The sequence below is a fragment of the Bradyrhizobium sp. 139 genome (assembly GCF_023074175.1).
GTDB lineage: Bacteria > Pseudomonadota > Alphaproteobacteria > Rhizobiales > Xanthobacteraceae > Bradyrhizobium.
Genome location: NZ_JADPKS010000052.1, coordinates 37,725 through 63,801 on the forward strand (window position 1 = coordinate 37,725; position 26,077 = coordinate 63,801).

Genomic DNA, 26,077 nt, shown 5'->3' on the forward strand with positions numbered 1-26,077 from the left:
GAAGCATGCAGGCCGAGCGCGTTCGGCAGGACGAGATCGAGAATGCGGAAGCAGGCTGGCGCTGTGGCAGCTATTCCGCCGCGTCGAGAATGGGCGCGACGGTTGCCTTGAAGTCCTGCACCGGCGCGAGGTTCCGGGAACGGTAGATCAGGCAGGAGCAGCGCAGCAGCGAGGCGAAATTATTGACCTCGCCGTGATGGTCGAGCACCTCGTTGTAGAGCGTGGTCAGGAACTTGCCGACGCTCATGTTCTCCCTGGCAGCGATCTCCTCCAGCGTGTCCCAGAACGCCATTTCCAGCCGAATCGAGGTGCAGTGTCCGCCGATCCGCAACGAGCGGGTCTGGGATTCGTAGTCGCGTTGGGGCTGGTGCGCGAAGAGATGGCACATGGCGTCCTCCCGTCCTGTTGCCATTTTTTCACGATGCTACACCCGTGCCCGATGCCTCACAATCCGGCCAGAGCGCGGCGAACGGACAATTCGCGCATTGGCGACGTGCTCGAACACCTAATGTCTTCAAGGTGATAGGTAGCCTTCTTCCCCAGCCTGCGACGCCCCTGTTGCCCAGCAGATGGTTTTGACGCAACACGGCATAGAATAGCATCCCGAATCTGAAGCCGAATCCATGCCCGTCCGCCAGCTCCCAGAGCAGATCGTCAACCGCATCGCCGCCGGCGAGGTGGTCGAGCGCCCGGCGAGCGTGGTCAAGGAACTCGTGGAGAATGCCATCGATGCGGGCGCGAGCCGGATCGACGTCTTCACCGATGGCGGCGGGCGGCGGCGGATCGGGATCACCGATGACGGCAGCGGCATGACCGCGAAGGACCTCGCGCTCGCGGTCGAGCGCCATGCCACGTCCAAGCTCGACAACGAGGACTTGCTCCAGATCCGCACGCTCGGGTTCCGCGGTGAGGCGCTGCCCTCGATCGGCTCGGTAGCGCGGCTGTCGATCACCACGCGGCACGCGAGCGCGCCGCATGCCTGGGCGCTGTCGGTCGAAGGCGGCGAGAAGTCCGAGATCATGCCGGCAGCGCTGGCCCATGGCACGCGTGTCGAGGTCAACGACCTCTTCTACGCGACGCCAGCGCGGCTGAAGTTCCTGAAGACCGATCGGACCGAGGCCGAAGCCATCCGCGAGGTTGTGCGGCGGCTGGCGATGGCGCGCCCCGATGTCGCTTTCACGCTGGCCGGCGAAGAACGCGCGCCGGTGACCTGGGCCGCCGCGCTGCCCAGCACCGCCGGACGACTGACGCGGCTCGGCGATATCCTGGGGGCGGAGTTTCGCGGCCACGCCATCGAGGTCCATGCCGAGCGCGAGGGCGTCGTCGTCGCCGGCTATGCTGCAGCGCCTGCACTGACGAAAGCCAACGCACTCGGGCAATACCTCTTCGTCAACGGCCGCCCTGTGCGCGACAAGCTGATCCTCGGCGCAGTGCGCGCGGCCTATTCCGACTATCTGCCGCGCGATCGCCATCCGGTGGTGGCGCTGTTCGTCACGCTCGATCCGCGCGAGGTCGACGCCAACGTGCATCCGGCCAAGACCGAGGTGCGCTTTCGTAATGCAGGCCTCGTCCGCGCGCTGATCGTGCACGGATTAAAGGAAGGTCTCGCGCGAGAGGGCCGGCGCACGGCCGCCAACAGCGGCGGCGGCGCATTGTCCTCGTTCCGGCCCGCTTTCACGCCGCGCCCGGCGAGCTGGGACTGGCGGGCTTCGCCATCCGCCCCAGTCGCGCCGATACAGCCCTTCGAAGGCACGGCCGCGCCCGCCTTCGCCGAGCGCGCACAGGCCGCATTCGATGTCGGTGCGCCCAGTGCGGACGTTCGGATCGAGACGCAGCCCGCGGCTGACCTCGTCGACCGGCCGCTCGGCGCTGCGCGAACACAAATCCACGAAACCTACATCGTGTCGCAGACCCGCGACGGCCTGATCATCGTCGACCAGCATGCCGCGCATGAGCGCATCGTCTATGAGCGGCTGAAGGCCTCGCTGGCCGAAAGCGGCGTGCAGCGGCAGATCCTCTTGATTCCCGAGATCGTCGAGATCGACGAGGCGACGGTGGAGCGTCTGCTCGAACGCAGCGAAGAGCTTGCCTCGTTCGGTCTTGCGATCGAATCCTTCGGCCCCGGTGCGGTCGCGGTGCGCGAGACGCCATCGCTGCTCGGCAAGGCCAATGCCGGCGGGCTGCTCCGCGATCTCGCCGAGCACATGGCCGAATGGGACGAGGCTCTTCCTCTCGAACGTCGCCTGATGCATGTCGCCGCCACCATGGCCTGCCACGGCTCGGTGCGCGCCGGCCGCCGGCTGCGGCCGGAGGAGATGAACGCCCTGCTCCGCGAGATGGAGGACACCCCGAACTCGGGCCAGTGCAATCACGGCCGCCCGACCTATGTCGAGCTGAAGCTGTCGGACGTGGAGAAGCTGTTCGGGCGGAGGTGAGCCGGCGATCTCGTAGGGTGGACAAAGGCGCAAAGCGCCGTTCCCACCATCTGTCCATGATTGAGAAAGACATGGTGGGCACGCTTCGCTTTGCCCCCACCCTACGATAGCGAAGCTACGGCTTCTTCAAGAACACGAATTCCGTGTCGTCATATGCGCGCCGCTCCAGCTCCTCAAAGCCCACCGGCGTCGCGAACTGCGCGGCCTTCGCCTCTTCCACCACGAGCAGCGCGCCGGGCGTGAGCCAGCCGCCGTCGCGCAAGCTCACGAGCGCCTTTTCGGCGAGGCCTTGACCGTAGGGCGGATCGAGCAACACCAGCGAGAACGGCTCGACGGGATGCGCCGGGCCGAGATCGGTCGCGTCGCGACGATAGACCTTGGTCACGCCGCCGAGGCCGAGCGACTCGATATTGTTGCGGAGCAGTGCGCGCGCTTCCGCGCCGTTGTCGACGAACAGCGTGAACTTCGCGCCGCGTGACGACGCTTCGATGCCGAGCGCGCCGGTGCCGGCGAAGAGGTCGAGCACGCGCGCGTCCTCGATCGGATCGTCATAGGCGTGCACGAGGATGTTGAACACGGCCTCGCGCAGGCGATCCGCCGTGGGGCGGATGTCGCGCGAGGACGGTGAGGCCAGATTGCGCCCCTTCAACCGACCGCCGACGACGCGCATTTAGATGTCCTCGTCATGCCCGGGCCTCTCCCGGGCATCCACGTTCTTCGGCCCTGAACGCAAGCAAGACGTGGATGGCCGGGTCAAGCCCGGCCATGACGATCTGTTGCAGAGCATCAGGCTCGTTTGAACCATTCGTCCTTACTCGCCATCCCGCGGCGTCAGATCGCGCTTGCCGTGATAGCCGCGCTTGGGACGGCGCGGCGGGCCGTAGCCGCTGGCTTCGGACTCGTTGCGCTCACGCGCTTCTTCGCTGCCGGTCCGCTGCACCAGCACGCGGCGGCCCTTGCGATCATTGATCACGCCGCGCTTGCTGGCAGGCTTGGACGGCCTGTTCTCGCCCGATGCTTCGTCGCCGTCGCGGGACGAGGACTTTTGCGGGACGTCGAACTGCGCACCGGATTTCTCGATGATCTTGTCGCCGAGCTGGTCGCGCAGCACGCGCGATTTGATCTCCTCGACCTGGCCTTCCGGGACCTCGCCGAGCTGGAACGGACCGTAGGACACGCGGATCAGCCGGTTCACCTCGAGTCCGAGATGGGCGCAGACGTTGCGCACCTCGCGGTTCTTGCCTTCGCGGATTGCGAACACCAGCCAGACATTGGCGCCCTGGTCGCGCTCCAGCGTTGCGTCGATCGGACCGTATTTGACGCCCTCGACCTCGATGCCGTTCTTCAGCTCGTCGAGCTGGGCCTGCGTGACGTCACCATGGGCGCGGACGCGGTAGCGGCGCAGCCAGCCGGTATCTGGCAGTTCCAGTGTGCGCGCGAGGCCGCCATCATTGGTGAGCAGCAACAGGCCTTCGGTGTTGAAGTCGAGCCGCCCGATCGAGATCAGCCGCGGCAGGCCTTCGGGCAGATTGTCGAAGACGGTCGGACGCCCCTCGGGATCGTCATGCGTCGTCATCAGGCCGCGCGGCTTGTGATAGAGGAACAGCCGCGTGCGCTCGCGCTCCGGCAACGGCTTGCCGTCGACGGTGACGACATCGTTCGAGGTGATGTCGAGCGCCGGCGAATTGATAACGCGGCCGTTGACGGTGACGCGGCCCTGCGTGACCATCTCCTCGGCATCACGGCGCGAGGCGAGCCCCGCACGCGACAGCACCTTGGCGATGCGCTCGCCGGCCTTCTTCGGCTTCGGCTCTTCGTCGCGCCGGGGGCGGCGATCGAAATCACGATCGCGCTCGCGATAGGCGCCGCGGCCGCCGAACGCCGGACGCTTCTCGAAGATCCTGCTGTCGTCCTCGTTTTCGCGCCGGGGACGATCGCCAGAACGGCCTTCGCTGCGCGGATGCTCGTGCCAGTCGGAACGGCCTTCGGAGCGCTCGCGCGGACGATCGAATTTCGGGCGGTCGCCGCCGCGCCCACCATGTTCGCCATCGTTGTCACGACGGGGCCGATCAAATTTCGGACGGTCCTCGCGCGGGCGATCGAACTTGGGCCGATCGCGGAACGGACGATCGCCGGACGCACGATCGTCGCGCGAACGCGAAAAGCGCGGACGGTCCTCACCGCCGCCTCGCCGATCGTCGCGCTTCTGCCAAGGCTTGTCCTGGCCACGGTCGCTGCCGCCAAAATCCTTGCGCGGACCCTTGCTAAAATCCTTGCGCGGCGGACGGTCGCCGCGCGGTCCCGCGTCGCGCTTCTGCCAGGGCTTTGAATCGCTGCGCTCGCCGCGATCCCGCGGGCGGTCGCCACGGTCCGGCGCGCCCCGCGAAAACTTCCGCTCGCCGTCGAACTTGCGCTCCGGACGGTCGCCACGCGGTGCATAGGGCCGCTTGTCGCCGAACTTCTTGTCACCGGTCCGGCCGGCAGGACGAGCATCGTCGCGGTCCCGACTGCGCGGCGGACGGTCGTCGCGCCCATAGGACGGGCGATCACCGCGCGGCTTGAACGGCCGCTTCTCGCCATCGCGCGACGTGCGATCGGAAAACGGACGGTCGCCGCGCGGCTTGAAGCTGCGCTCGCCGCGCTCCTGGCGAGGCCGGTCGTCGCGATTGAATTTCGGGCGGTCGCCGAAGTCGCGGCGCGGGGCATCGCCCTCCTCGCGGCGGCGGAACGGACGGTCGCCACGGTCGGCGCGAGGCGGTCGGCTGTCGCGGTCGCCGCGGGGCGGACGCTTGTCGCCGTCGCTCTTGCCCTCGAAGCCGCGCTTGGCGAATTTCTTCTCGGGGCCGCGCGCCTTGCCAGAGCGGCCTCCTTTGGCCGGGCCTCGATTACGCCGGCCGCGGGAATCGTTGTCTTTGTCGCTGTCGCGAGGCATGGATAATCTCACTCAGGGGGTGGCCAAAAAGCATTGTGCGCGCTCGTTCCGAGCCGCATGCTCCGGCAAAATCAGTAAGCACTTCTGCTGAAGGCGCAGCTACTAGCAGGTTTCTGGCGATGATACGAGGCTTGAAAGCCCCCTCTTTCATGGATTTGGCGCTCAAAACGGCCGAAAATGCCGGAAAGGCGGGCGAAGTTCCGATCGGATGCGTGGTGGTCCGCAATTACGAGGTCATTGCGACCGCGGCAAACCGGACGCTGACCGATTACGACCCCACGGCGCATGCCGAGATCATTGCGCTACGCGAAGCCGCCAGGAAAATCGGCAGCGAGCGCCTGGTCGACTGCGACCTCTACGTGACGCTGGAGCCCTGCACCATGTGTGCGGGCGCGATCTCTTTTGCAAGGGTGAGGCGGCTCTATTACGGCGCCGCCGATCCCAAGGGCGGCGCGGTCGAGTCCGGCGTGCGGTTCTTCACCTCGCCGACCTGCCATCACGTCCCGGATGTCTATTCCGGGGTCGGCGAAAGCGAGTCGGCGCGGCTGCTCAAGGACTTCTTCCGGGAGCGGCGCTAAGGCGCCGCAAAGAACTCGCGCAGCGCCTTGGCGGTGACATCGGGGTTCTCCTCTGTGAGGAAGTGCCCTGAATCCACCGGCATGCCGACGACATTCGTCGCCCATTGCTTCCAGATGTCGAGCGGGGTGGCGGCGGCTTGCGCGACGCCTGCATTGCCCCACAGCGCCAGCATCGGAATGGTGATCTTCTTGCCGGCGTCGAAGTCCGCCTTGTCGAGATCGTAGTCGAAATAGGCGCCGGCGCGGTAGTCCTCGCACATCGCATGGACGCGGGCGGGATCGCGGAACGGGGCTATGTAATGTTCGAGCGCGCGCTCGTCGATGGCGTCGAGCGTCTTCGACCTGGTCTGGCTCGCCATCTTGAAGCGCAGGAAGAACTCGCCATTGCTCGAGATCAGCGTTTCCGGCAACGGGGCTGGCTGCGCCAGAAAAGTCCAGTGATAGATCTTCAGCGCGTAGGCGCGGTTCATCCGCTCCCAGTAATTATAGGTCGGCAGGATATCGAGTACGGCCAGGCGCGACAGCCGGCCGGGATGATCGAGCGCAAGGCGATAGGCGACGCGGCCGCCGCGATCATGGCCGGCGAGCGCGAAGTGGACGTGGCCAAGCCGCTCCATCGCCTCGACCATGGCCTTGGCCATCGCGCGCTTGCTGTAGGGGATGTGCAACGCGTCGCTCTCGGGCATATCGGACCAGCCATAGCCCGGCAGATCGGCGATGATCAGCGTGAACCTGTCCGCAAGCTGGGGCGCCACGCGGTGCCACATCACATGCGTCTCGGAAAAGCCGTGCAGGAGCAGCAGCGGCGGCCCGTTGCCGCCAACCCGGGCGAAGATGCGGCCGAAGGAGGTATTGATCCATTCGGAGGCAAAGCCCGGATAGAGGTCGGCGAGATCGGACATGGTTCCTCCCACTCGTCACTCGGGGCGCCTCAACAAAAAATGTCGAAAACAACCCCATGCACAGTAGCTAAGTTCAAGTCCTGCTTGAATAATCCTGGAATGCCGACGGGTCGTCCCGCCATCGCGCGTGCGAAAAACCGCTGTCAGCCCTTGGCCTTCTCTGCTTCCACCGCCTGCCAGCCGATGTCGCGGCGGCAGAAGCCTTCCGGCCAGTTGATGCGGTCGACGGCCTGATAGGCGCGGCCTTGCGCTTCCGTCACGGTCTTGCCGAGCGCGCAGACATTGAGCACGCGGCCGCCATTGGCGAGGATGGCGCCGTCCTTCTCAACGGTGCCGGCGTGGAAGATCTCGGCGGTCTCGACCTTCGCGGCGTCATCGAGCCCCTCGATCCGCGTGCCTTTCTGATAGTCGCCGGGATATCCCTTCGCCGCCATCACCACGGTGAGCGCGGAGTCCGGATGCCAGCGCAGATCGAAATGCTTCAGCTGGCCGTCACATGACGCCAGGAACGCCGGCACGATGTCCGACATCATGCGCAGCATCAGCACCTGGCACTCGGGATCGCCGAAGCGGACGTTGAACTCGAACAGTTTTGGGCCCTGCGTCGTCAGCATGATCCCGGCGTAGAGGATGCCGCGGAACGGCGTGCCGCGCTGCTTCATGCCGGTAACCGTCGGCAGGATGATCTTCGCCATGATCGCGTCGTGGATCGCCGGCGTCACCAGCGGCGTCGGCGAATAGGCGCCCATGCCGCCGGTGTTCGGGCCGAGATCGTGGTCGAACACGCGCTTGTGGTCCTGGGCGGACGCCAGCGGTATAGCGGTCTCGCCGTCGCACAGCGCAAAGAAGCTGATCTCGCGGCCGGGCAGAAACTCCTCGATCACGACCTCGGCGCCGGCCTCGCCAAAGGCGCCCTCGAACATCATGGCGATGGCATCCTCCGCCTCGCGCACGGTCTTGGCGACGACGACGCCCTTGCCGGCCGCGAGCCCGTCGGCCTTCACGACGATCGGCGCGCCCTGGCTCTGCACATAGGCGCGCGCATCATCGGAATTGGTGAAGCGCTGGTAGGCGCCGGTGGGAATGCCGAATTCGGTGCACAGCGCCTTGGTAAAGCCCTTGGAGCTTTCGAGCTGCGCGGGGATCCTGTTCGGCCCGAACGCCTTGATGCCGGCCGCGGTGAGATCGTCGACAATTCCGGCCGCCAGCGGCGTCTCCGGGCCGACCACGACGAGCTCCACCGCGTTCGTCTTGCAGAAGTCGATCACGGCGGCATGGTCGGCAACATCGAGCGCCACGCACTCCGCCTCGCGCGCGATGCCGGCATTGCCGGGCGCGCACCAGAATTTGGTCACCAGGGGCGAGGCTGCGATCTTCCACGCCAGGGCATGTTCGCGGCCGCCGGAACCAAGCAGGAGAATGTGCATCGAAGGCTCGAAATGAGGGGTTTGCTGGGGGCGGAGGTCGCATGAATCGGGGTGGGGCTCAAGGGGTGTGACCTCCCATTCCCCGTCATTCCGGGGCGCGGCGAAGCCGCTGCTGTCCCTTCTCCCCTTGTGGAAGAAGGTGGCGCGAAGCGCCGGCTGAGGGGTCTCTATCCGCGGAGAGACTTTTGATGAGGAGCAAAGGCGATCTTAGCGGTGCCCGAGATCGGAGCGACCCACCAGAACTGCCTGCCCGGCTTTCCCTTGAGCATCGCCTGCTCAACGAGCCACGCCATACAGGAGACGGTCTTGCCGCTCTTGGTGCTGCCCTCGATCCGGGAATAACGGGCGGGCTTGCCCTGAGCATCGAGCGGATCAAAGAAGGCTGCGGTCTGCTTCGGCTACAGCTTCGGGCGGCGATAAACCTTCGCCCCGGCGGATATAAATCAACGAGAAGAAACGACAATGGCACTCTTTATCGCCCTCGCCGCGCCCATCGTGGGTGTTGCGAACATAGGCTTCCAGCAAGGGCAAGCGAACCCGGACAAGAGCTTTTTCAGCTCCGATGCCCATCGCCAGGCCGACTAGGCTGTGCGCAAACCAAAGGCGCCAGATAGGGCTTTTTCATTTTGAGCAGGGAAACGCTTTTAGCGAGCGCCGTCTGCACGATGAGCGCCGCCGTGTAATGCCTCCTCGCCGGGTTTTCTACCAGCCACTTGCACGTGACGTCCCTCACCTGCCCAAGGCTTACGTTAGGGTCAACACAAAATGAGCGAATTGCGTTTGCTAGCGAGCCGAGACTTGGATTCCGTTCAACCTCTGACGCTGGAACGTAAAATCGGGTGACCGCTACATCGGCATTGCTTTTGTCGAAGACGCCGGCAACGTAAAAGCTGACAGCCTGCTGGTTGTTCGACAAGCACGACTTGTGCAGGTCATTGCCATCGAAGAAGTCGGCGTACGCGCCAGTCGAAAAGCACGCGCCGAGAAAAGCTATAATGAATAGCCGCATGGTATCCCCCGTCAGAGTATCCTAAGAAACTCCTCCCCAAGCACAAGCCCCCGCTTAGGGGGCCTTTTTCAATGGTGCAGATGCTTCCGATTGGGCGGCGGTAAGGACAACGGCCAAAGCTGCTCCTGGCGCCCTCTCCTAGTCCCCATTGCTGGACACGGTAGATTTGTCCCGACCCGGTAGTTTTGCCCCATACCGGCTAGCCTGTGCCGGGTAAACCATGACTTGGACCGTTCCGACTTCGGACTTTCCTGTGTGATGTGCTCGCTTGAGCAGGACGCGCTATTGTGCGCACAGCCGGCTAGGTTTGTGAACTGTCGGGGATACGCTCAAGAATTCCGGCCGTCTTGCCCTGCCCTTCCGTAATCATGTCGTGCCACCGATTGCACGTCTCGTGCAGCTTATCTCCGCACGTCTTGAAGTAATGGAAGCGATGCTCTTCAAAGAATTCGCCCATCACGCTATGGGTGTCCGTCAAAAACTTGTGCCACACGACGTACGGCTTGCCGCCAGCCATGAGCCAGTGACCATGGGCTATGAGATTGCGGTCGTGTGCGAGCTTGGTGAATGATTCTCTGAGTGCATCGAACTTCTGCCCTGCAGCTTCCTCAATCACAGAAAGAAGTTCGTCGAAGTTATCCGCAGCTGGTACACGCGCGCGCTTCACCCGATCTTTCACCTCAGTCGTGCCGGCTAGGTCCCAAGCAATCTCAACCATCTTCTGTTCGATACGTCCAAACACGATGATGCAATCCGCGATGCTGAGCTTAACCCAATCGGGCATCACGGCGTCCAGGACGGTGCCCTCCGGCATCTGCTGATAGACGATGCTCAAGTGACCTCCTCCGTTTAGTCGGTCCGTCGAAGTGAAATTAATTGCACGGGCCGCCGGCCATATCCGCAAAGTTTTCGGCGAATCGGGTTGTAAAACTCGGTGTATCGGCACGCGATTCGCTGCCGTGATGGTTTTCGATGATGATTTGCGGTGATCGCGCTACGTTTTGTATCGGTGTTATCCCGGTGTTTTACAACGATGGTCGTTTCGATGTTCGCTTCATGTGAAACTTTTTGTGAAACATTTTTTCCGGATAACAGGCTGTAATAGCTGGGTAATTCGATAGTAAGTGATATCTGATATTTGCCTGCACGGTACACGAAACAATCCAATTTCACCTATCCCCGAAAAAATCTCCGCTAGGCCCTTGTGGACTAGAAGGGAACCCAATTAGATTGCGCCCACCGTCACCTGTTCGGATTTCCGATGCCTTCTGAGTTCGACCCAGCAATAGCCGCCATGGAGCGCCGCCGCGAGGAGGCGCTAGCGGGTGTTGCTGACCTGGAGCGGACCATCAACCACCTGTGCAAGGAGGCCGGCTACCCTCCCCGTTACAACGAGGCAACCGCCAGCAACGCCACCAAGGTGACGCAGATCAGCGACGACACCTTCTACGGCATGAAGCAGACGCCGGCGATGCGCGCGTACTTGGAGATGCGAAAGGCACAGGGCCTCGGTCCAGCCAACACCCGTGAGATTTACGACGCTCTTGTCCAGGGCGGCTATCAGTTCGAATCCAAGACGCCCGACATCGCCATGGTCGGCATGCGCGCCCTGCTGCGCACCCAACCGCTTGTCTTCCACCGGCTGCCGCAAGGAACCTGGGGCCTCGCCGCTTGGTACCCTGACGCGAAGAAGCCGAAGGAGGAGGCCAAAAAGAAAACGGCGCCGGCCAAAAAGGCCCGCGCCGCATCTAAACTTCGGAAGGCTCCGTCCCCTGCAAAGCGAAGGAGCAGTCCACAACACCCGAAGGGAGAGGAGGAGACTGATGTGGATCATCAGCCGGACATTACCGAATAGGTGACCTCGGTCACCCACCCCGTACTGCCCCCTTCCACAAGGGGTAAGAGCTGAAGCCCGTTCTCGAATCCAACCCGAGGCGGGCTTCAGTGCGTATATGGATAGTAATTACGGGGATTCCGGTCAACACCCCTTTGGGCGTAGCGCGACCATCAGCTATCGCAGGCCGTACTTGTACAGCAGCACAGCGACCGAACCGATGGCCACGCCCCACGGCCCCCGGCTCCTCATGATGGCCGCAAACACCAGGAAGCAGCCATACCGCGGGCCTGCAGCGGCGATAAGCTCAGGCGCCCGGGCCAGGATCTGGCTCAGCTCAGATTCAGGCCGAGTTTTATCACCCGCCCGTTGGGGCAGTTTCTCAGTCGCCATATCCCTGTCCTCACAATGAGGGGTCCGAATGTTTGCCAATCAGCCTAAGGCAGAATGGTTAATATCCCGAGACTCGAATACCCCTTTAAAACTAGGGCAGTTTGAATCGCGTTAACTTCTTCAGCCTCTCAGCAGCTATTATAACGCAAGGATGGATACTTCTCCGCCCAAACGACATGGGGCGGAACTAACGTCCCGCCCCTCTCTTTTCTATCTGAAATAGTTCAGGTTTTGCTTTCGTTGAGCACCGGGGTCCGTCTAGATAACGGCCGCGCACCTACTTGCTGTGGCGGAAAGTAGATAAAGAGCACCACGAACGGCGCCCACTAGTGCCGCTCCTCGTCGAACGTGACGTACCCGGCGATAACGCCAACCGGCAGCACGAACACCCCAAGCGCCGAACAGCCTCAGCCTTGAACGGCTCCGCGAAGTCCAGCTTGCATAGCGTGACCCCTCACCCGATTGAGTTTGTGGCACCGTCCTCGCTGCCCTGTCCCACAAGGGGAGAGGGCACAGCAATCGGCGCCGCGATCTGAAGCAAGCGTCGCTGTGCAACGCCCCGAGATGACGATCGGCGTTACCCCTGCTTCCCCGCAATGATCTCCTGCAACGTCGCAACGTGGCGCGCGAAGGCACCGCGGCCGGCCGCGGTGACGGTGACCGTGGTTTGGGGCTTCTTGCCCACAAAGGCTTTGTTCACTGTGACGTAACCGGCCTTGGCCAGGGTCTCGATATGCGCACCGAGATTGCCGTCGGTGGCGCCTGTGAGCTTCTTCAATCGCGAAAACTCCAGGCCGGCTGAAACCGGCAGCGCGTTCAGCGCCGCCATGATCTTCAATCGCAACGGCTGGTGGATGATGTCGTCGAACTCGGCCATCAGATCCGCCGCATCCAGAGGCCGCCGAGGATCAGGCCGCCGCCGTTCACGAAGGCCATCCAGAGCGGGAATGCCTCGCCGATAGTGAAGAAGCCGATCAGCGTCAGCGCCGAGATGCCGAGACCGATCGCGACGAAGGCATAGCCGAACCACAGACCCGCCAGCATGTAGAACAGCATGAAGTAGAGCGGCCAGAACGCGCCCAGCTGGCGCGGACCGAAATGGCCGAGGACGTTGGTACAGAGATAACCGAAGGCGAAGAACAGCACGAACACCAGCAGCAGCCTGATGTCGAAGGCGGCACCTTGGGGGTGGTGCGGCGGATTGAATAGGCGCAGCGCAACCAGACCGACGACGCCGACAACGTCCACGGCAACCCAGGCGTAGACCGCGTAGACCGGCCAGAGCCAGGTGACGAGATTGCCTGCGAACACCAATATGCCCCACCAGATGGCCGCGAGGCTCGCGAGCTCATAGAGCTGCGATTGCTTCACGCGCTGGACGATGTCGTCGATGTCGGCCAGCGCGGCGGACGCCTCCTTGCTGTCGATCATGTCGTCCCTTTCTGTCCCTGGGCTATCTCGTATGACGCTCGGTGACACCTGGGCGCGCGCCTCGTCCTTCGAGACGACCGCTACGCGGTCTCCTCAGGATGAGGCTTCGAGACGACCGCTTCCAGCGGTCTCCTCAGGATGAGGCTCAGCTGCACCGCGACCCGTTGAGGCGGCTGCCGCAAACTCCGCCCTCATCCTGAGGGCCCGCCGCAGGCGGGCGTCTCGAAGGATGGCCGCGAGGTCGGTGACACCTGAGCGCGTGCCTCGTCCTTCGAGACGACCGCTTCCAGCGGTCTCCTCAGGATGAGGCTCAGCTGCACCAGGACCCGTTGAAGCGGCTGCCGCGAACTCCGCCCTCATCCTGAGGGCCCGCTGCAGGCGGGCGTCTCGAAGGATGGCCACGGGGAAACCGCTTCCATCTGCGATTGCGTTGCCGTCAACGGGGCGCATCATGACTGCCCTGCCCCGCGCGTTGCGACGTCGTCGGCGATGACCGAGATCGCCTTCGGATTGGTGACGATGCCCATGTGGTTGACGCCGTCGATGATCTTGACGTCCACCGAAGGCTTCACCGCCTGCACGGTCTCCGCATATTTGTCCGAAATCATCATCTCGTCCTCGGCGCCACCGAAGATCGTCATCGGATGCGTCACCGCCGGCAAATCGAGGCGATAGCCGTGCGTGGCGAAGTTGCGCATCAGGCGATCAGAATAAGTGGAGACGAGGATCTTCTCGAAGTTCGGCCGGACCGCGAAGGCCAGCACCGGAAGCTGCGAGCAGCAGTCGATGCCGAGGTTGCGTAGCGCGGCGAGGCCCAGGAAGCGCGGAATGTCGGCATTGGCCCAGCCACCGGAATGCGGCCTGTTGGTCGGCGCGTCGTAACCGAGATAGGGCGCGAGCAGCACGGTGCGCACGAACATGTCCTGCATGATCGGGGTCGCGGCGACGCGCAGCGAGAAGCCGGCGCCGGCGGAATGGCCGATCAAAGTGAGCGGCAGGTCGGGCGCGCTCTTGCGGATTTGCGCGACGAAATCGACGAGATCGTCCTCGAGCTGGCCGACATAGCCGATGTCGCCGCGCGTCCCGGAGCCGCCATGGCCGCGCATGTCGAGCGCCCAGGTCTCCACGCCGCGCGCGGCGATCGCATGGGTCAGCGCGTGGTTGACGGTGCCGCTGGAGCCGGAGGAGCCGTGGATGAAGATCGCGCCGCGGCCGGTCGCCGGTCCGTTCGACGCGTAGTGGCGGAAGCCGATCCAGGTGCCGTCGCGGGCCTGGAAGCGCTCGAGCGGCGGCAGCGTGGACCAGTCGATCCCCTTGGCGGAGTCCGAGACCGAGCGCATCTCGGGCGGCCGCTCCAGCGGCGTCGCGATCATCGCGCCCAGGATCAGCGCACAGGGTCCATTTCAGTCCATTCAATACGCCGCGCAGCAGCCGAATCGCCATGACCACCTCCTGTCAATCTGACTATCTATAGAGAACTCCATAATCCAGAGTACTCTTGCGATCAATCCCCGGATTGGCGCCGCGCGGCGAAAATCCTTAACGTCGGGTCTGACCCCAAAATGCCGAATCGTTTGCCGATGCCGCCTGCGGAACCACTGCTCAACGCCCCTGAATTCACCGTCTCCGAGCTCTCGCAGTCCCTGAAGCGGACGGTCGAGGACGCCTTTGGCCACGTCCGGGTGCGCGGCGAGATCTCAGGATTTCGCGGAGCGCATTCCTCCGGCCATTGCTATTTCGCGCTCAAGGACGAGAGCGCCAAGATCGAGGCGGTGATCTGGAAGGGCGTGCACGGCCGCATGCGCTTCAAGCCCCAGGAAGGGCTCGAGGTCATCGCCACCGGCAAGCTCACCACCTATCCGGGCTCCTCAAAGTACCAGATCGTGATCGAGGCGCTGGAGCCGGCGGGCATCGGCGCGCTGATGGCGCTGATGGAGGAGCGCAAGAAGAAGCTCGCCGCCGAGGGCCTGTTCGACGAGGCACGCAAACAGCTCCTGCCCTGGCTGCCGGAGGTGATCGGGGTCGTGACCTCGCCGACCGGCGCGGTGATCCGCGACATCCTGCACCGGCTGGAGGATCGCTTTCCGCGCCACGTGCTGGTGTGGCCGGTGAAGGTGCAGGGCGAAGGCTCGGCCGAGCAGGTCGCAGCCGCGATCCGCGGCTTCAACGCGCTGCCGGAGGGCGGCAAGATTCCGCGGCCCGACGTGCTGATCGTCGCGCGCGGCGGCGGCTCGCTGGAGGATCTCTGGTCGTTCAACGAGGAGATCGTGGTGCGGGCAGCGGCCGAGAGCATGATCCCGCTGATCTCGGCGGTCGGTCACGAGACCGACATCACGCTGATCGATTTCGTCGCCGACAAGCGCGCGCCGACGCCGACGGCCGCGGCCGAGATGGCGGTGCCGGTGCGCGGCGATCTGTTCGTCGAGGTCGCCGATCTCGCCCGCCGCACCCGCGCCTATTGGCAGCGCGCCTATGAGAGCCGCCGCAGCGAGCTACGCGCCGCCGCGCGCGCACTTCCGGCGGCCGGCGATCTGCTCGCGATTCCGCGGCAACGGCTGGATTCGGCGGGCGCATCCCTGCCCCGCTGTCTCAAGGCTAACACGCATGCGCATTTCCGCCGGTTTACCGCCGCCGGCGCCAAGCTGACGCTGCGGGTGCTGCACGGCCAGATTGCGCAGGCCGATCATCGCCTCACCGTGTGCGGCGAGCGGCTCGGCCTGTCGGCGCGCTCGCTGCTGCGGCGGCGGCGCGACCGCTTTGCCGGGCTGGAGGTTCGGTTGCGCGCCTCCAAACTCTCCAACGCGCAGGCACAGCGCAACGCGATTGCCCGCCAGCGCGAGCGCACGCATCGTCTGAACGAACGTGCGGGCCGCGCGCTGGCGACGCTCTTGCAGCGGCTCGATGCGCGCGTCGAGAACAGCGGCAAGCTGCTCTCTGCGCTGTCCTATCGCAGCGTGCTCGCGCGCGGCTTTGCGCTGGTGCGGGATGAAGCTGGCCGTCCCCTGCATGCGGCAGACGCGATCGGGCCGGGCGCACGCGTCGAGATCGAGTTTGCCGATGGCCGTGTCGGCGCGACCGCCGACGCGGATCGCCCGGCGCCATTGGCAAAGCGCGTGCAGCAACCGAAGCCGGCCGCGCAAGAGGCCAAGCCCGCGCCGAAGCGCGTGGGCAAGCCGGTGGATCAGGGCAATTTGTTTTAGGCGCAAGGACGCCGCTCCGCCCTGAGCACTGGATCGCCCGGTCAAGCCGGGTGAAGACAGCGACTGTGGGGCGCGCGCATGCAGCCCTATTTCGTCATTGCGAGGGGAGGCTCAGACCGTTCAGCTCCGTCATCCTGAGGTGCGAGTGGCGCGATGCGCAGCATCGCGCCGGGAGCCTCGAAGGATGAGCGGCCGAGATGTAGCCGGGCCGTCGCCCTTCGAGGGCCGCTGAAGAAGCGGCCACCTCAGGGTGACGGGACTAACAAGGAACCCTTCAGCGGCAGGACAATCCCGCGTCGATCGTGGTCCAGAAGCCGCAATGTTCCGGCGCGAATTGCGGCGCGCCGGCGTGGGCTTCGAACAGGAAGATCGCGACGGTGAAGACGACCAGTGCGGATGAGAAAAGGACGAAGCGGTTGCGCATGAACGATGCGTTTAATCGACATCATGGTCGAATGATGGCGCAGCCACATGCTGAAACCCGCTTGGCGCGCGATCCGTAGATTCTCGGTCGGCCATCTTCGTCCGTGCAGGGCGGTGGTCGATGCGGGGCTGTCCGCCGTTGTTCCTCGGGCGGCCCCGCTTCGGCCTTCGCTTTGCGAGCTTCGGCGGGACAAGTCCGCTTCTCCGGGCTACCGCGCCAACCACTCCGAAACTTCCTTCTGCGACTCCGCGCGCGCCTCGGTATCCGTGCCGAGATGGCCGTGCTCCGGTGCGGCGGCGTCGGTGCTGCCGGCAGCTGCGTGCAGCGGCGTGTTGGCGCGGTCGAAATCGTGATAGGCGCCGGAATAGACCACAATGCGCGCGAGCGCGCTGCGCCCATGCGCGCCCTCGACCATCTGGCGGCAGGCCGGCGGCGACGACACGTCGTCATTGGCGCCGATCAGCACCAGGGTCGGCACCCGCGTGCTCCAGCCGAGGCCGGCGGAGATTCGGCAGTCCGGATAGAACGCGATCGCGGCGCGGAAATCCGGACCCCGGTCGCGCGCCGCGCTCTGCGGACGCACCGCCCAGAGCAGCGCGCTGGCGCCGTTGGCCCAGCCGATCAGGCTGACACGGTCGCGCGCCACCCAGGCCTGCTTCGCCAGCCAGGCGCGTGACGCCGCGATATCGGCAACGCGCTCGCGCCGCGCCTTGACGTGCATCTCCTTGACCCGGCATTGCGGCCCAAGCTCGCGCGAGCCGTAGCTGTCAGGCAGCAGCACGGCGTTGCCGGCCTTGAGCAGCCGCTCGGCCCAATCGCGATAGCGCGGCAGCACCGGATCGGAATGACCACTGAGCCCGCCGCAGCCGTGCAGCGCGATCACGGTCGGAAACGGCCCCTCGCCTTCGGGCTTGTAGAGCTGCGCGCGCAGGATTCCGGACGACAGCGGAATGTCGACCTGCTGCGGCGCCGGCGCGGCGTGCGCGGCCGACATCAAGAGCATCAGGAACAGGGCGCTCAGTCGAAGGCGCATCGGACTCTGCCGTTGGATCCTTCGTCCAAGCACTATCACGTGGAAACGACGCCAAAACATCACAGACCGGTGGGTTTACCGGGCGGACAAGCCGCCCTATCTATGCTAAATTCCGTCCGACACATCGTGCCCTCCAGGGTTTCCCAAGGAGAGGCCTTCCACGGAGACTTTCGACCGTGCTGAACAAGTTCGGCCCCTCGGGCCATGGCGAAGCGCAGGTGCAATATCTCGACGGCGATTTCCGCGTGATCTCGCCGGGGACGTTCGTGCGCTGCGCGATCACCGACACCCGGATCCCGCTCGACGAGCTGAAGTACTGGAGCGTAGACCTCCAGGAAGCCTACGCCACGCCCGCCGCCGTGTTGCAGCGGCATTACCCCGGCGCACCGAGGCCGCAGCCGTAAGGCCGCGCCGGCGGATCTATTGCTGCTCCGTGCCATCCCCGCCAACGCAAGTCTTGATGAAACTCTTCCTGATCTCGCCGACGATTTTCTGATCGACCGCCTGCTTCAGGCAGTCGAGCCGCGCCTGCGCCATGCAGAGCTGCATCTGGTCGCGCTTGTCCTGGCCCTTCAGGCTCGCCGTCGTGGCCAGACACGTCACGCGCTTGGCCGCGGGAACCGGCACCGTGCCGGTCGGAGCAGCGGACGGCGTCGTTTGTGCAAGCACGGGCGCAATGATCAGACACACAAGGCTGGCGGCGACGGCCGCAGACAGCAGTTTCATCGAATTCTCCTGATCGTCCCGGATCGATAGGAGTCTTGCGATGAATGTCGCCTGAACGGCGGGGTGCCGTAGGATGGCAAAGGCGTGAAGCGCTGTGCCCACCACATCACCGCGAATTCGAACAAAAGATGGTGGACACGCTGCGCTGTGCCCACTCTACGAGACCTACGGAATCATCGCCGACTGAACCGCCGCTCGCGCGCCTTGTAGAGCTGATCGCTGATCAGTTGCCGGAGCGCTGCCGGATCGTCGGCTTCTCCTGATCGTCTGGAACCGATAGCGCGATGACCTGAATGGCAGAGGGCTGCAGCGTTGCATCGAATAGTGCGTGCACTCCGTGGTTAGCCATTTCGCGCTGTGGTTGGATTCTTTGTCGCGACTCGGCGCCCTTAAGTTGTTTGACGAAGTCTTGGTGAAACAGAGGGCTGCTATACTGGACCTTAGGTAACTAGCCCTGTTCTTTTTTATCGCACAGACAATCAAGTCAACCAAACGCCCATTGAGTTTTGGAATTGGCGCAGTCTGTGAACGGGCTCATATCGAAGAGCCATCTGACGGGCTACAATCACCAAGAAAATTTCGCGGTGGAATATCTGTATATCGGAAGTCAAACGATGGGGGTGATCATGCCCACCATATTAGACCTGCTCTATCGTGAATATTGCCGCGCCCGCCTCGCTGAAATGCGGAAACAGCTTCTGATCGCAGCTGAACGCTCTGAAGCTCTCGAAGCGCATCATCATCCGGATCAGGGTGACGATGAGAGGACGGACGCACAACGCAAGACCGGTCGGTGCGTGCCGAATTGAAGCGGCCCCGAGACCGGCGATCTCTCCCGCGTAGCAGTGACCAAGGAATTAGTAACAGTTTGGGAGGCAGCAATGAATACACCCGAGTACTATACTGCCATGGTGGCCTGCGTCTCTTGCCTGACCATTATTGGATTGATGGCCGCTGGCGCGTGGTGAGCATGATTGACCGCTGAACCGCGATCGCAGGCCGTTAGCGAGGCCGCCGGCAGGCACGTTCGGTCGGACCTATGGCGCCGCTCCCGGTCACTTCAGAACGGCAGGGATACCGGGGCCGTCGTCGCCTTCGCTCTTTGGGCTACGGCGGAGTCGCTTTGCCCACCCTGCGAGATCATCGCCTGCTGAACCGCCGCTCGCGCGCCTTGTAGAGATGATCGCTGATCAGTTGTCGCAGCATTGCCGGATCATCGAATTCGAGTTGCACGGCGAACGGAACGATGCCGTCGGGCAGGCCCTCACAGCCGCGCAGGCGCGCAGTATCCTTTTCCGTCGTCACCAGCGTGAGTTGCTCGCGCTGTGCCTCCGCTGCGAGCGCGGCGATCTCGTCTTGCGAAAACATGTGGTGATCGGCGAAGGGGCGCGTGCGCACGACCTCGATGCCGCTGGCGCGCAGCGTCCGGAAGAAACGCTCGGGATCGCCGATGCCCGCGAACGCAAGAACTCGTTTGCCGAAGAGCTGCGCGACCGAGGCCGCATCCGGCTTCAGGCGCGCACGCAGCTCCGGCTTGTCGCGTTTGGCAAGCTCGGCCGCGGCGTCGTCCGCGGCATGGCCTTTGCCGATCAGCACCAGCGCATCGGTGCGCGCAAGCTGCGTCTTCAGCGGCGCGCGCAAGGGACCGGCCGGAAACACCCTGCCGTTGCCGAGGCCGCGCTCGCTGTCGATCACGATCAGGGAGGCGTCCTTGAGCAGGCGCGGATTCTGGAAGCCGTCGTCCATCAGGATCACGGTCGCGCCCTGCGACTTTGCCAGGACGATGCCGTCGAGGCGGTCGCGCGCCACGGCGACGTGGACGTCGCGCGCCATCATCAGCGGCTCGTCGCCGATGTCGGCCGCAGTGTGACGCATCCGGTCGACCATCACCGGGCCCTGCAAACGCCCGCCATAGCCGCGGCTGAGCACCACCGGCGTCTCGCCGAGCTCGCGAAGCAGCTTCGTCAACGCGAGCACGGTCGGCGTCTTGCCGGCGCCGCCGACATGGTAATTGCCGACGCAGATCACGGGGATGCCGGCGTCAAAACCCTTGCGCAGCATGCGGCGCGCGGTGATGGCGCCATAGAGCAAACCCAATGGCCGTAACGCATGAGACTTGAAGGAACGCGGCCGGTACCAGAAGTCCGGCTCACGCATGGGCGGCCCCCATCTCGATCCGCAGCTGCAACAGATAGGGTTCGAGCGCGGTCATGGTGCGATTAAGCGCACCGCCGAGATCCTCGACCACGCTACTACCTGCGCGCTGCATCTTGTCGCGCATGGCGGGATCGGCCAGCAGCTGGCCGAGCTGCTTGACCAGCGCCTCCTGCGTGTCGGCCTGGCGCGCCCCGCCGCTGCTATCGAGCGCCTCATAGACATCGGCGAAGTTGAAGACATGCGGGCCGTGGACGATGGCCGCGCCGAGCTTGATCGCCTCGATCGGATTCTGGCCGCCATGGCGGATCAGCGATCCGCCCATGAACACGATCGGCGAGAGCCGGTAGAACAGGCCGAGCTCGCCCATGGTGTCGGCGACATAGACGTCGGTCGCGGCCGTCGGCAATTCCTGGCGCGAGCGCAACGCCGGCTTCAGACCCGACGCCGTGATCAGGCCTGATATCGAGGAGCCGCGATCCGGATGCCGCGGCACGATCACCGTCAAAAGCTGCGGGAAGAAACCGACCAGGCTGCGATGCGCCGTGACCAGCATCTCGTCCTCGCCCGGATGGGTCGAGGCCGCGACCATGATCGGGCGCCCGCGCGTCATCGCCATCAGCCGTTCGAGTTTTGCGGCATCAGCGGGCGGCGCCGGCACGTCGAGCTTGAGATTGCCCGTGGTGACGACGTCGCGGCCGCCGAGCGCCGAGAAGCGCTCCGCATCTGTCTTCGACTGCGCAAGGCAGATGTCGAACCGCGACAGCAGCGCCGAGATGGTGCCGTACATGCGTCGCCAGCGCGGGAAGGAGCGCGGCGACATCCGTCCGTTGATCAGCACCATCGGCACCCGGCGCGTTGCGCCCGCCAGGATCAGATTCGGCCACAGGTCGGATTCGATGAACAGCGCCAGCGACGGCTTCCAGTGATCGAGGAAGCGCGCGACATAGCGCGGGGAATCATACGGCACGTATTGATGGATGACGTCGGGCGGAAAGCGTTTTGCGACGACGGCGGCGGAGGTGACGGTGCCGGAGGTGAGCAGGATGCGCAGATTGAGTTCGCGCAGGCGCTCGACCAGCGCGGCTGCGGCAAGCACCTCGCCGACGCTGGCGCCGTGAATCCAGACCAGCGGGCCGTGCGGCCGCACGTCCCGAGACAGGCCCCGCCGCTCGCCGACGCGCGCGGGATCTTCCTTGCCCTGCTTCAGCCGCCGCTTGATCAGCGCAGGCGCGAGCGGCACCAGGCCTGACGCCAGGCGCTGATACATCCGCAGCGTCATCGGCAGCGAATTAGCCATCTTGGGGCCCCAGGCGGCCGAGTTGCGCATAGGCGCGGCGAGTCGCCTCGTTCAAGGTCGTTTCCAGCTCCAGTCGCAGCGCTTCCATGGTGGCGGCGTTGGCGTCCGGTGGAACGTGGATCTCCTTGATGCCGACCAATGCGCCCCGCCCGAACGGCAGATTGATGGTGGTGCGGTCCCAGTTCTTGAGCCGGATGAAGCGGCTGGTCGCCATCGCGAAAGGCATGATCGGCCGCCCTGATTCCCGTGCCAGCATGATGATGCCGAGCCCGGCCACGCGCGAGCGCTTGGGGACATCGGCGGTCAGCGCGACATTACAACCGTCCTGGAGGGTGTGCACCATTTCCCTGAACGCCCCCACCCCGCCCTTGCGGTGGAAGGCCCCACCGTGGTCACCGGAACCACGGATGAGGCCGACGCCGAGCCGCTCCACGGCGATCGCATTGAACTCGCCGTCGCGGTGCCGCGAGATCAGCACCTTGGCCCGGTAGGAATCCTTGTTCTTGATGAAGGGCGTGAGGAAATGCTGGCCGTGCCAGAACGCGAAGATCGCGGGGATCTGCGGCTCGACGATGTCATAGACGTCCGGCGGATCGAACGTGAATCTGTTGGTCCGCCAGACCAGACGCAGATATTCGGCCGCCAGAAACCCGACGGCACGCTGAAACCAGCTGCTTCGCAGCGTATTGCGAAGCAGCTTTTTCAACGCGCCTTCGATTCTTGATTCGGGTCGAGCAGCCGATGCAGATGGACGATGAAATAGCGCATTTGCGCATTGTCGACCGTGCTCTGCGCCTTGGCCCGCCAGGCGGCGTGCGCGGTCGCATAGTTCGGATAGAGGCCGACGATCTCGACGTCGTCGAGATTCTTGAAGGTGTTGTGCTCGAGATCGAGCAGCTCGCCGCCAATGACGAGATGCAGCAGTTGTTGCGGGGCACTATCTGGCATGGGTTCTGTTCCTAACGGGCTGCCCGGCAAAGCAGTGTTCGAGAAGCACAGCGGAGGCACTCAGGGCAAGGGACGATTTCGAAAATGCGCGACGATGCCCGCATGACGATCGCGACCCGCTGCCACCAGCACTCCGTGCGTGACTTCCCGGCGGTTATAGAGGATGGGATCTCCGGAGAGGTCGCTCATCCTACCATCCGCTTCCTGCACGATCAAATCGGCCGCCGCAAGGTCCCAATCATGGCTGTTGCCCCCCGCAAAAGCCGCATCCAGCACGCCATCGGCGACCCGGCAGAGCCGCAGCGCGAGCGAGCCGATTCGCGGATGCAGCTTGATGTCGCCACCGGCGGCATTGAGTCGCTCGACCATCGGCTTCGGGCCGGCGACGCGGGAAAAGTCGAGCACAGATCCGCCCGCCGCCCGCACGGCTTTGCCGTTGAGCGTCGTGCCCTGCCCGCGGACCGCGAAGAAGAACTCGTCGCTCGTGGGCGCGAACACCGCAGCCAGCACCGGCGAAGCATCCTCGACCAGCGCGACGCTGACGCACCATTCGTCATGGCCGCCCAGATAATTGCGCGTGCCGTCGATGGGATCGACCACCCAAGTCAGCCGCCGCGACAGCCGCACCTCGTCGTCGGCGCTCTCCTCGGACAGCCAGCCATAATCGGGCCTCGCAGTGCGCAGGCGCGCTTCGAGCAGGTCGTTGACGGCGATGTCGGCTTCCGACACCGGCGAGGACGCGCCCTTGGTCCACTTCCTCAATTCGGTGCGGAACATCGATTGCGCGAGCGCGCCGGCTTCCCGCACCGTGTCTTGCAGCAGCGCCGCGTCGCGCGTCAGGATGGTTTCGTCTGTTGAATTCGCGTCAGCGGCCGCCAAGCGTTAAACCCTCGATGCGCACCGTCGGCGCATTGATGCCGTAGCGGAACGCGAGATTGTTCGCCGGCTGCATCGACTTGAAGATCTCGAACAGATGGCCTGCGATCGTCACCTCGCTGACCGGATAGGTCAGCTCCCCATTCTCGATCCAGAAGCCGGAGGCGCCGCGGCTGTAATCGCCGGTGACGCCGTTGACGCCCGAGCCGATCAGATCGGTGACGTAGAAGCCCTGCTTGATGTCGGCGATCAGCTCGGCCGGCGTCGGCGTGCCGGCTTCGAGATGCAGATTGTACGGTCCCGGCGAGGGCGAAGACGAGACGCCGCGATGGGCGTGGCCGGTGGTCGTCATCCCCAGCTCGCGCGCGGTCGCGCAGTCGAGCAGCCAGGTCGTGAGCACGCCCTCGTCGATCAGCGCGATTTTCTTCACCGCGACGCCTTCGGCATCGAAGGTCTGCGAGCGCAGGCCGCGCTTGCGCAGGGGATCGTCGACGATGCGGATGTTCTTTGCAAAGAGCTGCTGGCCGAGCTTGTCTTTTAGAAAGCTGGTCTTGCGTGCGATCGAGGCGCCGTTGATGGCGCCGACGATATGGCCGACCAGCGAGCCCGCAACGCGTGGATCGAACACAACCGGCACCTTGCAGGTCTCGACCTTGCGCGGATTGGAACGCGCCACGGTGCGCTCGCCGGCGGAACGGCCGACGATGTCCGGCGACAAGAGATCGGCACCGTGCGGCGCCGACGTGAAGTCGTAATCGCGCTCCATGCCGGTGCCTTCGCCTGAGATCGCGGTGGCGGAAATGCCCTGGCTCGAGCGCAGGTAAGAGCCATGGAAGCCGGTGCTGGTGACGAGCACCATGCCGCCCATGCCGGCGGAGGCGGAGGCGCCGCCGGATTTGGTCACGCCCTTTACGGCAAGTGCTGCGGCCTCGGCTTCGAGCGCACGGCGCTCGAGCTCGGCGGTTGCGGGCACGTCGGGATCGAGCAGATCGAGATCGGGGAAATCGCGCGCGAGCAGCGCGGGATCGGCTAGGCCGACATATTTGTCATTGGGCGCGACGCGTGCCATCGCAACCGCGCGCTCGGCAAGCTTGGTCACGGCATCGCCGCTGGCGTCGTTGGTCGAGACCACCGCCTGGCGCTGGCCGACCAGCACGCGCAGGCCGACATCGTCGCCCTCGGACCGTTCGGATTCCTCGACCCGCCCGTCGCGCACCTCGACGCCTTGCGAGATGCCGCGCACAGCGACCGCATCGGCCGCATCGGCACCGGCGCGCTTGGCGGCCTCGACGAGCCGCTGTGCGAGATCGGAGAGCGCGGACTGATCGAACAGGTCGCGATTGGCTTTGGGCGAAAGCGTCGAGCTTGGTGAAGGGTTCACAAACGAAATCCTGTTGCGGCGGGAGGTTTCGGGGCGATACCGGCCCTGAACACCAGATGTGCCCGATTGGCGCGGACTTCAAGCAGTTTCAGCCCGCAAAAAGCTCAGATTCGCAGGCCGCGCGCAACGTCTCGTCAATCATGCGCGCCAAGGTCTTGTCAATCATGCGCGGCGGTGACGCTCGATTAACCAGCCTTTTTAAGCGGTTTCGGCAACGGCCGCGCTAAGGTCCTCGCATCGACCGGGAACATAATCCCGGCGGGGAGAACTAAGGCCGTGAGGCGTCAAACAGCAACATGCGGGATCGCTCCCGCCGGGTCGAGCCGCAGCTTGCGGCTCGACCCTCTTTCCCTTCCGGTCCGCTTCGATGCGCACGATCCGCGCGCCGACGGATGCACCAGGCAGATCGAGCTTCATCGCGAGCGCGTCGTGCTGCGCCGTGCCGTCCGCGGCATGCAGATGGCGATCAACGTCCGCGTCAGCGACTTCATCGGGGTCGCGTTGCGTGGCAACGACGAGGCGCAGACCCTCGTTCTCGTGCATCGCGATCCCTCGCTTTCCGTTCCGCTGCTGGTCAGCGCCGATGGCAAGGAGCTCACCGAGGCCTGGGCGATCTGGAGCGAGCTCTTCGCGCTTCCGCAGCTCGACGAAGGTGCCCGCAAGCCCGCACCGCGCCGTCGCCGCTGCAACGCGATCCGCGCCCGCCGTCCGAAATTTTTGATGCGCCGCCGCGCCGGCATCGCGCGTGAGCTCTCCGTTCACCGCAACGAACGCGAGATCATCGCGCGGAATTGAGCGGGATTTCGTAGGTTATGTAGGGTGGGCAAAGCGGAAAGCGTGCCCACCTCTTCTCTCGCAATCGTGGAAAGATGGTGGGCACAGCGCAAGAGCGCCTCTGCCCACCCTCATATGGGGATTTGTAAGTCAAGCCTGTTCGATCTGTCCGGGTAAGGGACTTACGATAGGAGGGCGGCGCGCGGAGCCATGCGTAGCGCAGCGCGACGACCGTGTTCCGGGCGAGGATTGGCTTCCGAAGTTTTCTGCAGCTCACTGCATCACCTCATATCCGGTCGGATCGTTTGATCCGTACCCAC

The 26,077-nt window shown here is 64.6% G+C and carries 26 protein-coding genes and 1 pseudogene; 7 read left to right on the forward strand and 20 right to left on the reverse strand.

Annotated elements, in window-relative coordinates; genetic code table 11:
- Positions 1-70 precede the first annotated feature (70 nt).
- Positions 71-388, reverse strand: a complete 318-nt coding sequence (locus tag IVA80_RS14355; protein ID WP_247430772.1) for a ribbon-helix-helix domain-containing protein — start codon at positions 386-388, stop codon at positions 71-73.
- A 235-nt stretch (positions 389-623) separates the two neighbouring features.
- Between IVA80_RS14355 and mutL the strand changes: the two genes are divergently transcribed.
- Positions 624-2,435, forward strand: a complete 1,812-nt coding sequence (gene mutL / locus IVA80_RS14360; protein ID WP_247430775.1) for a DNA mismatch repair endonuclease MutL — start codon at positions 624-626, stop codon at positions 2,433-2,435.
- 115 nt (positions 2,436-2,550) lie between these two features.
- Here mutL and rsmD read toward each other — a convergent pair whose 3' ends face one another.
- Positions 2,551-3,105 carry a 16S rRNA (guanine(966)-N(2))-methyltransferase RsmD gene (rsmD, locus tag IVA80_RS14365; RefSeq protein ID WP_247430778.1) on the reverse strand — a complete coding sequence of 185 codons (555 nt, stop codon included), beginning with the start codon at positions 3,103-3,105 and terminating at the stop codon, positions 2,551-2,553.
- Between the two features lie 141 nt (positions 3,106-3,246).
- Positions 3,247-5,367 (reverse strand): pseudouridine synthase, encoded by a 2,121-nt coding sequence (locus tag IVA80_RS14370; protein WP_247430782.1) that lies wholly within the window; start codon positions 5,365-5,367, stop codon positions 3,247-3,249.
- A gap of 119 nt (positions 5,368-5,486) precedes the next feature.
- Here IVA80_RS14370 and IVA80_RS14375 point away from each other — a divergent pair, with 119 nt between their 5' ends.
- The gene (locus IVA80_RS14375) at positions 5,487-5,945 is read left to right on the forward strand and encodes a nucleoside deaminase (RefSeq protein ID WP_247430785.1); all 459 of its coding nucleotides are present in this window, start codon (positions 5,487-5,489) and stop codon (positions 5,943-5,945) included.
- Here the strand turns inward: IVA80_RS14375 and IVA80_RS14380 are convergent.
- The 5 genes from IVA80_RS14380 to IVA80_RS14400 form a co-directional block, all read right to left on the reverse strand.
- A complete protein-coding gene (locus IVA80_RS14380; RefSeq protein ID WP_247430788.1) occupies positions 5,942-6,847 on the reverse strand; it encodes an alpha/beta hydrolase in 906 nt (301 codons plus the stop codon). The genes IVA80_RS14375 and IVA80_RS14380 overlap by 4 nt on opposite strands.
- Before the next feature lie 143 nt (positions 6,848-6,990).
- Positions 6,991-8,274, reverse strand: coding sequence for a phosphoribosylamine--glycine ligase (gene purD, locus IVA80_RS14385; protein WP_247430791.1), 1,284 nt, complete (start codon positions 8,272-8,274; stop codon positions 6,991-6,993).
- Positions 8,275-8,646: 372 nt separating this feature from the next.
- Positions 8,647-8,844, reverse strand: a complete 198-nt coding sequence (locus IVA80_RS14390) for a hypothetical protein (protein ID WP_247430794.1) — start codon at positions 8,842-8,844, stop codon at positions 8,647-8,649.
- Positions 8,828-9,283 (reverse strand): Rap1a/Tai family immunity protein, encoded by a 456-nt coding sequence (locus tag IVA80_RS14395; RefSeq protein WP_247430798.1) that lies wholly within the window; start codon positions 9,281-9,283, stop codon positions 8,828-8,830. Before IVA80_RS14395 ends, IVA80_RS14390 begins: the two co-directional genes overlap by 17 nt.
- A gap of 301 nt (positions 9,284-9,584) precedes the next feature.
- On the reverse strand, positions 9,585-10,118 hold the full coding sequence (locus IVA80_RS14400) for a hypothetical protein (RefSeq protein ID WP_247430801.1): 534 nt from the start codon (positions 10,116-10,118) through the stop codon (positions 9,585-9,587).
- 426 nt (positions 10,119-10,544) lie between these two features.
- Here IVA80_RS14400 and IVA80_RS14405 point away from each other — a divergent pair, with 426 nt between their 5' ends.
- Complete coding sequence (locus IVA80_RS14405) at positions 10,545-11,138, forward strand: hypothetical protein (protein ID WP_247430805.1); 594 nt, start codon at positions 10,545-10,547, stop codon at positions 11,136-11,138.
- Between the two features lie 949 nt (positions 11,139-12,087).
- Here the strand turns inward: IVA80_RS14405 and IVA80_RS14410 are convergent.
- The 3 genes and pseudogenes from IVA80_RS14410 to IVA80_RS14420 all read right to left on the reverse strand — a co-directional run bounded on the left by IVA80_RS14410 (position 12,088) and on the right by IVA80_RS14420 (position 14,384).
- Complete coding sequence (locus IVA80_RS14410; protein ID WP_247430809.1) at positions 12,088-12,387, reverse strand: transcriptional regulator; 300 nt, start codon at positions 12,385-12,387, stop codon at positions 12,088-12,090.
- Positions 12,387-12,941: a hypothetical protein gene (locus tag IVA80_RS14415; RefSeq protein ID WP_247430812.1), complete on the reverse strand. Its 555-nt coding sequence runs from the start codon at positions 12,939-12,941 to the stop codon at positions 12,387-12,389. Before IVA80_RS14415 ends, IVA80_RS14410 begins: the two co-directional genes overlap by 1 nt.
- Before the next feature lie 449 nt (positions 12,942-13,390).
- Positions 13,391-14,384: pseudogene (locus IVA80_RS14420) on the reverse strand (alpha/beta fold hydrolase).
- Between the two features lie 119 nt (positions 14,385-14,503).
- On the opposite strand from IVA80_RS14420, the gene xseA reads away from it, so the two are divergent.
- Entirely contained in the window at positions 14,504-16,141 is a 1,638-nt protein-coding gene (xseA, locus tag IVA80_RS14425) for an exodeoxyribonuclease VII large subunit (RefSeq protein WP_247430818.1), read from the forward strand.
- Between the two features lie 274 nt (positions 16,142-16,415).
- Here xseA and IVA80_RS14430 read toward each other — a convergent pair whose 3' ends face one another.
- Both IVA80_RS14430 and IVA80_RS14435 read right to left on the reverse strand, forming a co-directional pair.
- On the reverse strand, positions 16,416-16,565 hold the full coding sequence (locus tag IVA80_RS14430) for a hypothetical protein (protein WP_247430820.1): 150 nt from the start codon (positions 16,563-16,565) through the stop codon (positions 16,416-16,418).
- 208 nt (positions 16,566-16,773) lie between these two features.
- The gene (locus tag IVA80_RS14435) at positions 16,774-17,598 is read right to left on the reverse strand and encodes a dienelactone hydrolase family protein (protein ID WP_247430823.1); all 825 of its coding nucleotides are present in this window, start codon (positions 17,596-17,598) and stop codon (positions 16,774-16,776) included.
- 176 nt (positions 17,599-17,774) lie between these two features.
- On the opposite strand from IVA80_RS14435, the gene IVA80_RS14440 reads away from it, so the two are divergent.
- A complete protein-coding gene (locus IVA80_RS14440) occupies positions 17,775-18,002 on the forward strand; it encodes a DUF2093 domain-containing protein (RefSeq protein ID WP_247430826.1) in 228 nt (75 codons plus the stop codon).
- 16 nt (positions 18,003-18,018) lie between these two features.
- On the opposite strand, the gene IVA80_RS14445 is transcribed toward IVA80_RS14440, so the two are convergent.
- Entirely contained in the window at positions 18,019-18,324 is a 306-nt protein-coding gene (locus tag IVA80_RS14445) for a hypothetical protein (protein WP_247430830.1), read from the reverse strand.
- Between the two features lie 524 nt (positions 18,325-18,848).
- Between IVA80_RS14445 and IVA80_RS14450 the strand changes: the two genes are divergently transcribed.
- Positions 18,849-19,133 carry a hypothetical protein gene (locus tag IVA80_RS14450; protein WP_247430833.1) on the forward strand — a complete coding sequence of 95 codons (285 nt, stop codon included), beginning with the start codon at positions 18,849-18,851 and terminating at the stop codon, positions 19,131-19,133.
- A 331-nt stretch (positions 19,134-19,464) separates the two neighbouring features.
- Here IVA80_RS14450 and lpxK read toward each other — a convergent pair whose 3' ends face one another.
- Genes lpxK through IVA80_RS14480 form a run of 6 tightly spaced genes read right to left on the reverse strand, consistent with a single transcriptional unit; the run spans position 19,465 to position 24,983 of the window.
- Positions 19,465-20,481 (reverse strand): tetraacyldisaccharide 4'-kinase, encoded by a 1,017-nt coding sequence (gene lpxK / locus IVA80_RS14455; protein ID WP_247430836.1) that lies wholly within the window; start codon positions 20,479-20,481, stop codon positions 19,465-19,467.
- Complete coding sequence (locus IVA80_RS14460) at positions 20,474-21,808, reverse strand: 3-deoxy-D-manno-octulosonic acid transferase (RefSeq protein WP_247430839.1); 1,335 nt, start codon at positions 21,806-21,808, stop codon at positions 20,474-20,476. Before IVA80_RS14460 ends, lpxK begins: the two co-directional genes overlap by 8 nt.
- Entirely contained in the window at positions 21,771-22,484 is a 714-nt protein-coding gene (locus tag IVA80_RS14465) for a lysophospholipid acyltransferase family protein (RefSeq protein WP_247430842.1), read from the reverse strand. The genes IVA80_RS14460 and IVA80_RS14465 overlap by 38 nt, the downstream gene beginning before the upstream one ends.
- Positions 22,481-22,726, reverse strand: a complete 246-nt coding sequence (locus tag IVA80_RS14470) for a DUF4170 domain-containing protein (protein WP_148744046.1) — start codon at positions 22,724-22,726, stop codon at positions 22,481-22,483. Before IVA80_RS14470 ends, IVA80_RS14465 begins: the two co-directional genes overlap by 4 nt.
- Positions 22,727-22,786: 60 nt before the next feature.
- Positions 22,787-23,605, reverse strand: a complete 819-nt coding sequence (locus tag IVA80_RS14475) for a 3'(2'),5'-bisphosphate nucleotidase CysQ (RefSeq protein WP_247430844.1) — start codon at positions 23,603-23,605, stop codon at positions 22,787-22,789.
- A complete protein-coding gene (locus tag IVA80_RS14480; RefSeq protein WP_247430847.1) occupies positions 23,592-24,983 on the reverse strand; it encodes a TldD/PmbA family protein in 1,392 nt (463 codons plus the stop codon). The genes IVA80_RS14475 and IVA80_RS14480 overlap by 14 nt, the downstream gene beginning before the upstream one ends.
- A gap of 276 nt (positions 24,984-25,259) precedes the next feature.
- Between IVA80_RS14480 and IVA80_RS14485 the strand changes: the two genes are divergently transcribed.
- Positions 25,260-25,778: a DUF6101 family protein gene (locus IVA80_RS14485; protein WP_247430850.1), complete on the forward strand. Its 519-nt coding sequence runs from the start codon at positions 25,260-25,262 to the stop codon at positions 25,776-25,778.
- Positions 25,779-26,077: the final 299 nt, after the last annotated feature.

What these genes read in the sequence shown, in the direction of transcription:
- IVA80_RS14355 (WP_247430772.1), bottom strand. Translation starts at nt 388, where the DNA reads ATGTGCCATCTCTTCGCGCACCAGCCCCAACGCGACTACGAATCCCAG.
- mutL (WP_247430775.1), top strand. Translation starts at nt 624, where the DNA reads ATGCCCGTCCGCCAGCTCCCAGAGCAGATCGTCAACCGCATCGCCGCC.
- rsmD (WP_247430778.1), bottom strand. Translation starts at nt 3,105, where the DNA reads ATGCGCGTCGTCGGCGGTCGGTTGAAGGGGCGCAATCTGGCCTCACCG.
- IVA80_RS14370 (WP_247430782.1), bottom strand. Translation starts at nt 5,367, where the DNA reads ATGCCTCGCGACAGCGACAAAGACAACGATTCCCGCGGCCGGCGTAAT.
- IVA80_RS14375 (WP_247430785.1), top strand. Translation starts at nt 5,487, where the DNA reads ATGATACGAGGCTTGAAAGCCCCCTCTTTCATGGATTTGGCGCTCAAA.
- IVA80_RS14380 (WP_247430788.1), bottom strand. Translation starts at nt 6,847, where the DNA reads ATGTCCGATCTCGCCGACCTCTATCCGGGCTTTGCCTCCGAATGGATC.
- purD (WP_247430791.1), bottom strand. Translation starts at nt 8,274, where the DNA reads ATGCACATTCTCCTGCTTGGTTCCGGCGGCCGCGAACATGCCCTGGCG.
- IVA80_RS14390 (WP_247430794.1), bottom strand. Translation starts at nt 8,844, where the DNA reads ATGGGCATCGGAGCTGAAAAAGCTCTTGTCCGGGTTCGCTTGCCCTTG.
- IVA80_RS14395 (WP_247430798.1), bottom strand. Translation starts at nt 9,283, where the DNA reads ATGCGGCTATTCATTATAGCTTTTCTCGGCGCGTGCTTTTCGACTGGC.
- IVA80_RS14405 (WP_247430805.1), top strand. Translation starts at nt 10,545, where the DNA reads ATGCCTTCTGAGTTCGACCCAGCAATAGCCGCCATGGAGCGCCGCCGC.
- IVA80_RS14410 (WP_247430809.1), bottom strand. Translation starts at nt 12,387, where the DNA reads ATGGCCGAGTTCGACGACATCATCCACCAGCCGTTGCGATTGAAGATC.
- IVA80_RS14415 (WP_247430812.1), bottom strand. Translation starts at nt 12,941, where the DNA reads ATGATCGACAGCAAGGAGGCGTCCGCCGCGCTGGCCGACATCGACGAC.
- xseA (WP_247430818.1), top strand. Translation starts at nt 14,504, where the DNA reads ATGCCGAATCGTTTGCCGATGCCGCCTGCGGAACCACTGCTCAACGCC.
- IVA80_RS14430 (WP_247430820.1), bottom strand. Translation starts at nt 16,565, where the DNA reads ATGCGCAACCGCTTCGTCCTTTTCTCATCCGCACTGGTCGTCTTCACC.
- IVA80_RS14435 (WP_247430823.1), bottom strand. Translation starts at nt 17,598, where the DNA reads ATGCGCCTTCGACTGAGCGCCCTGTTCCTGATGCTCTTGATGTCGGCC.
- IVA80_RS14445 (WP_247430830.1), bottom strand. Translation starts at nt 18,324, where the DNA reads ATGAAACTGCTGTCTGCGGCCGTCGCCGCCAGCCTTGTGTGTCTGATC.
- lpxK (WP_247430836.1), bottom strand. Translation starts at nt 20,481, where the DNA reads ATGCGTGAGCCGGACTTCTGGTACCGGCCGCGTTCCTTCAAGTCTCAT.
- IVA80_RS14460 (WP_247430839.1), bottom strand. Translation starts at nt 21,808, where the DNA reads ATGCGCAACTCGGCCGCCTGGGGCCCCAAGATGGCTAATTCGCTGCCG.
- IVA80_RS14470 (WP_148744046.1), bottom strand. Translation starts at nt 22,726, where the DNA reads ATGCCAGATAGTGCCCCGCAACAACTGCTGCATCTCGTCATTGGCGGC.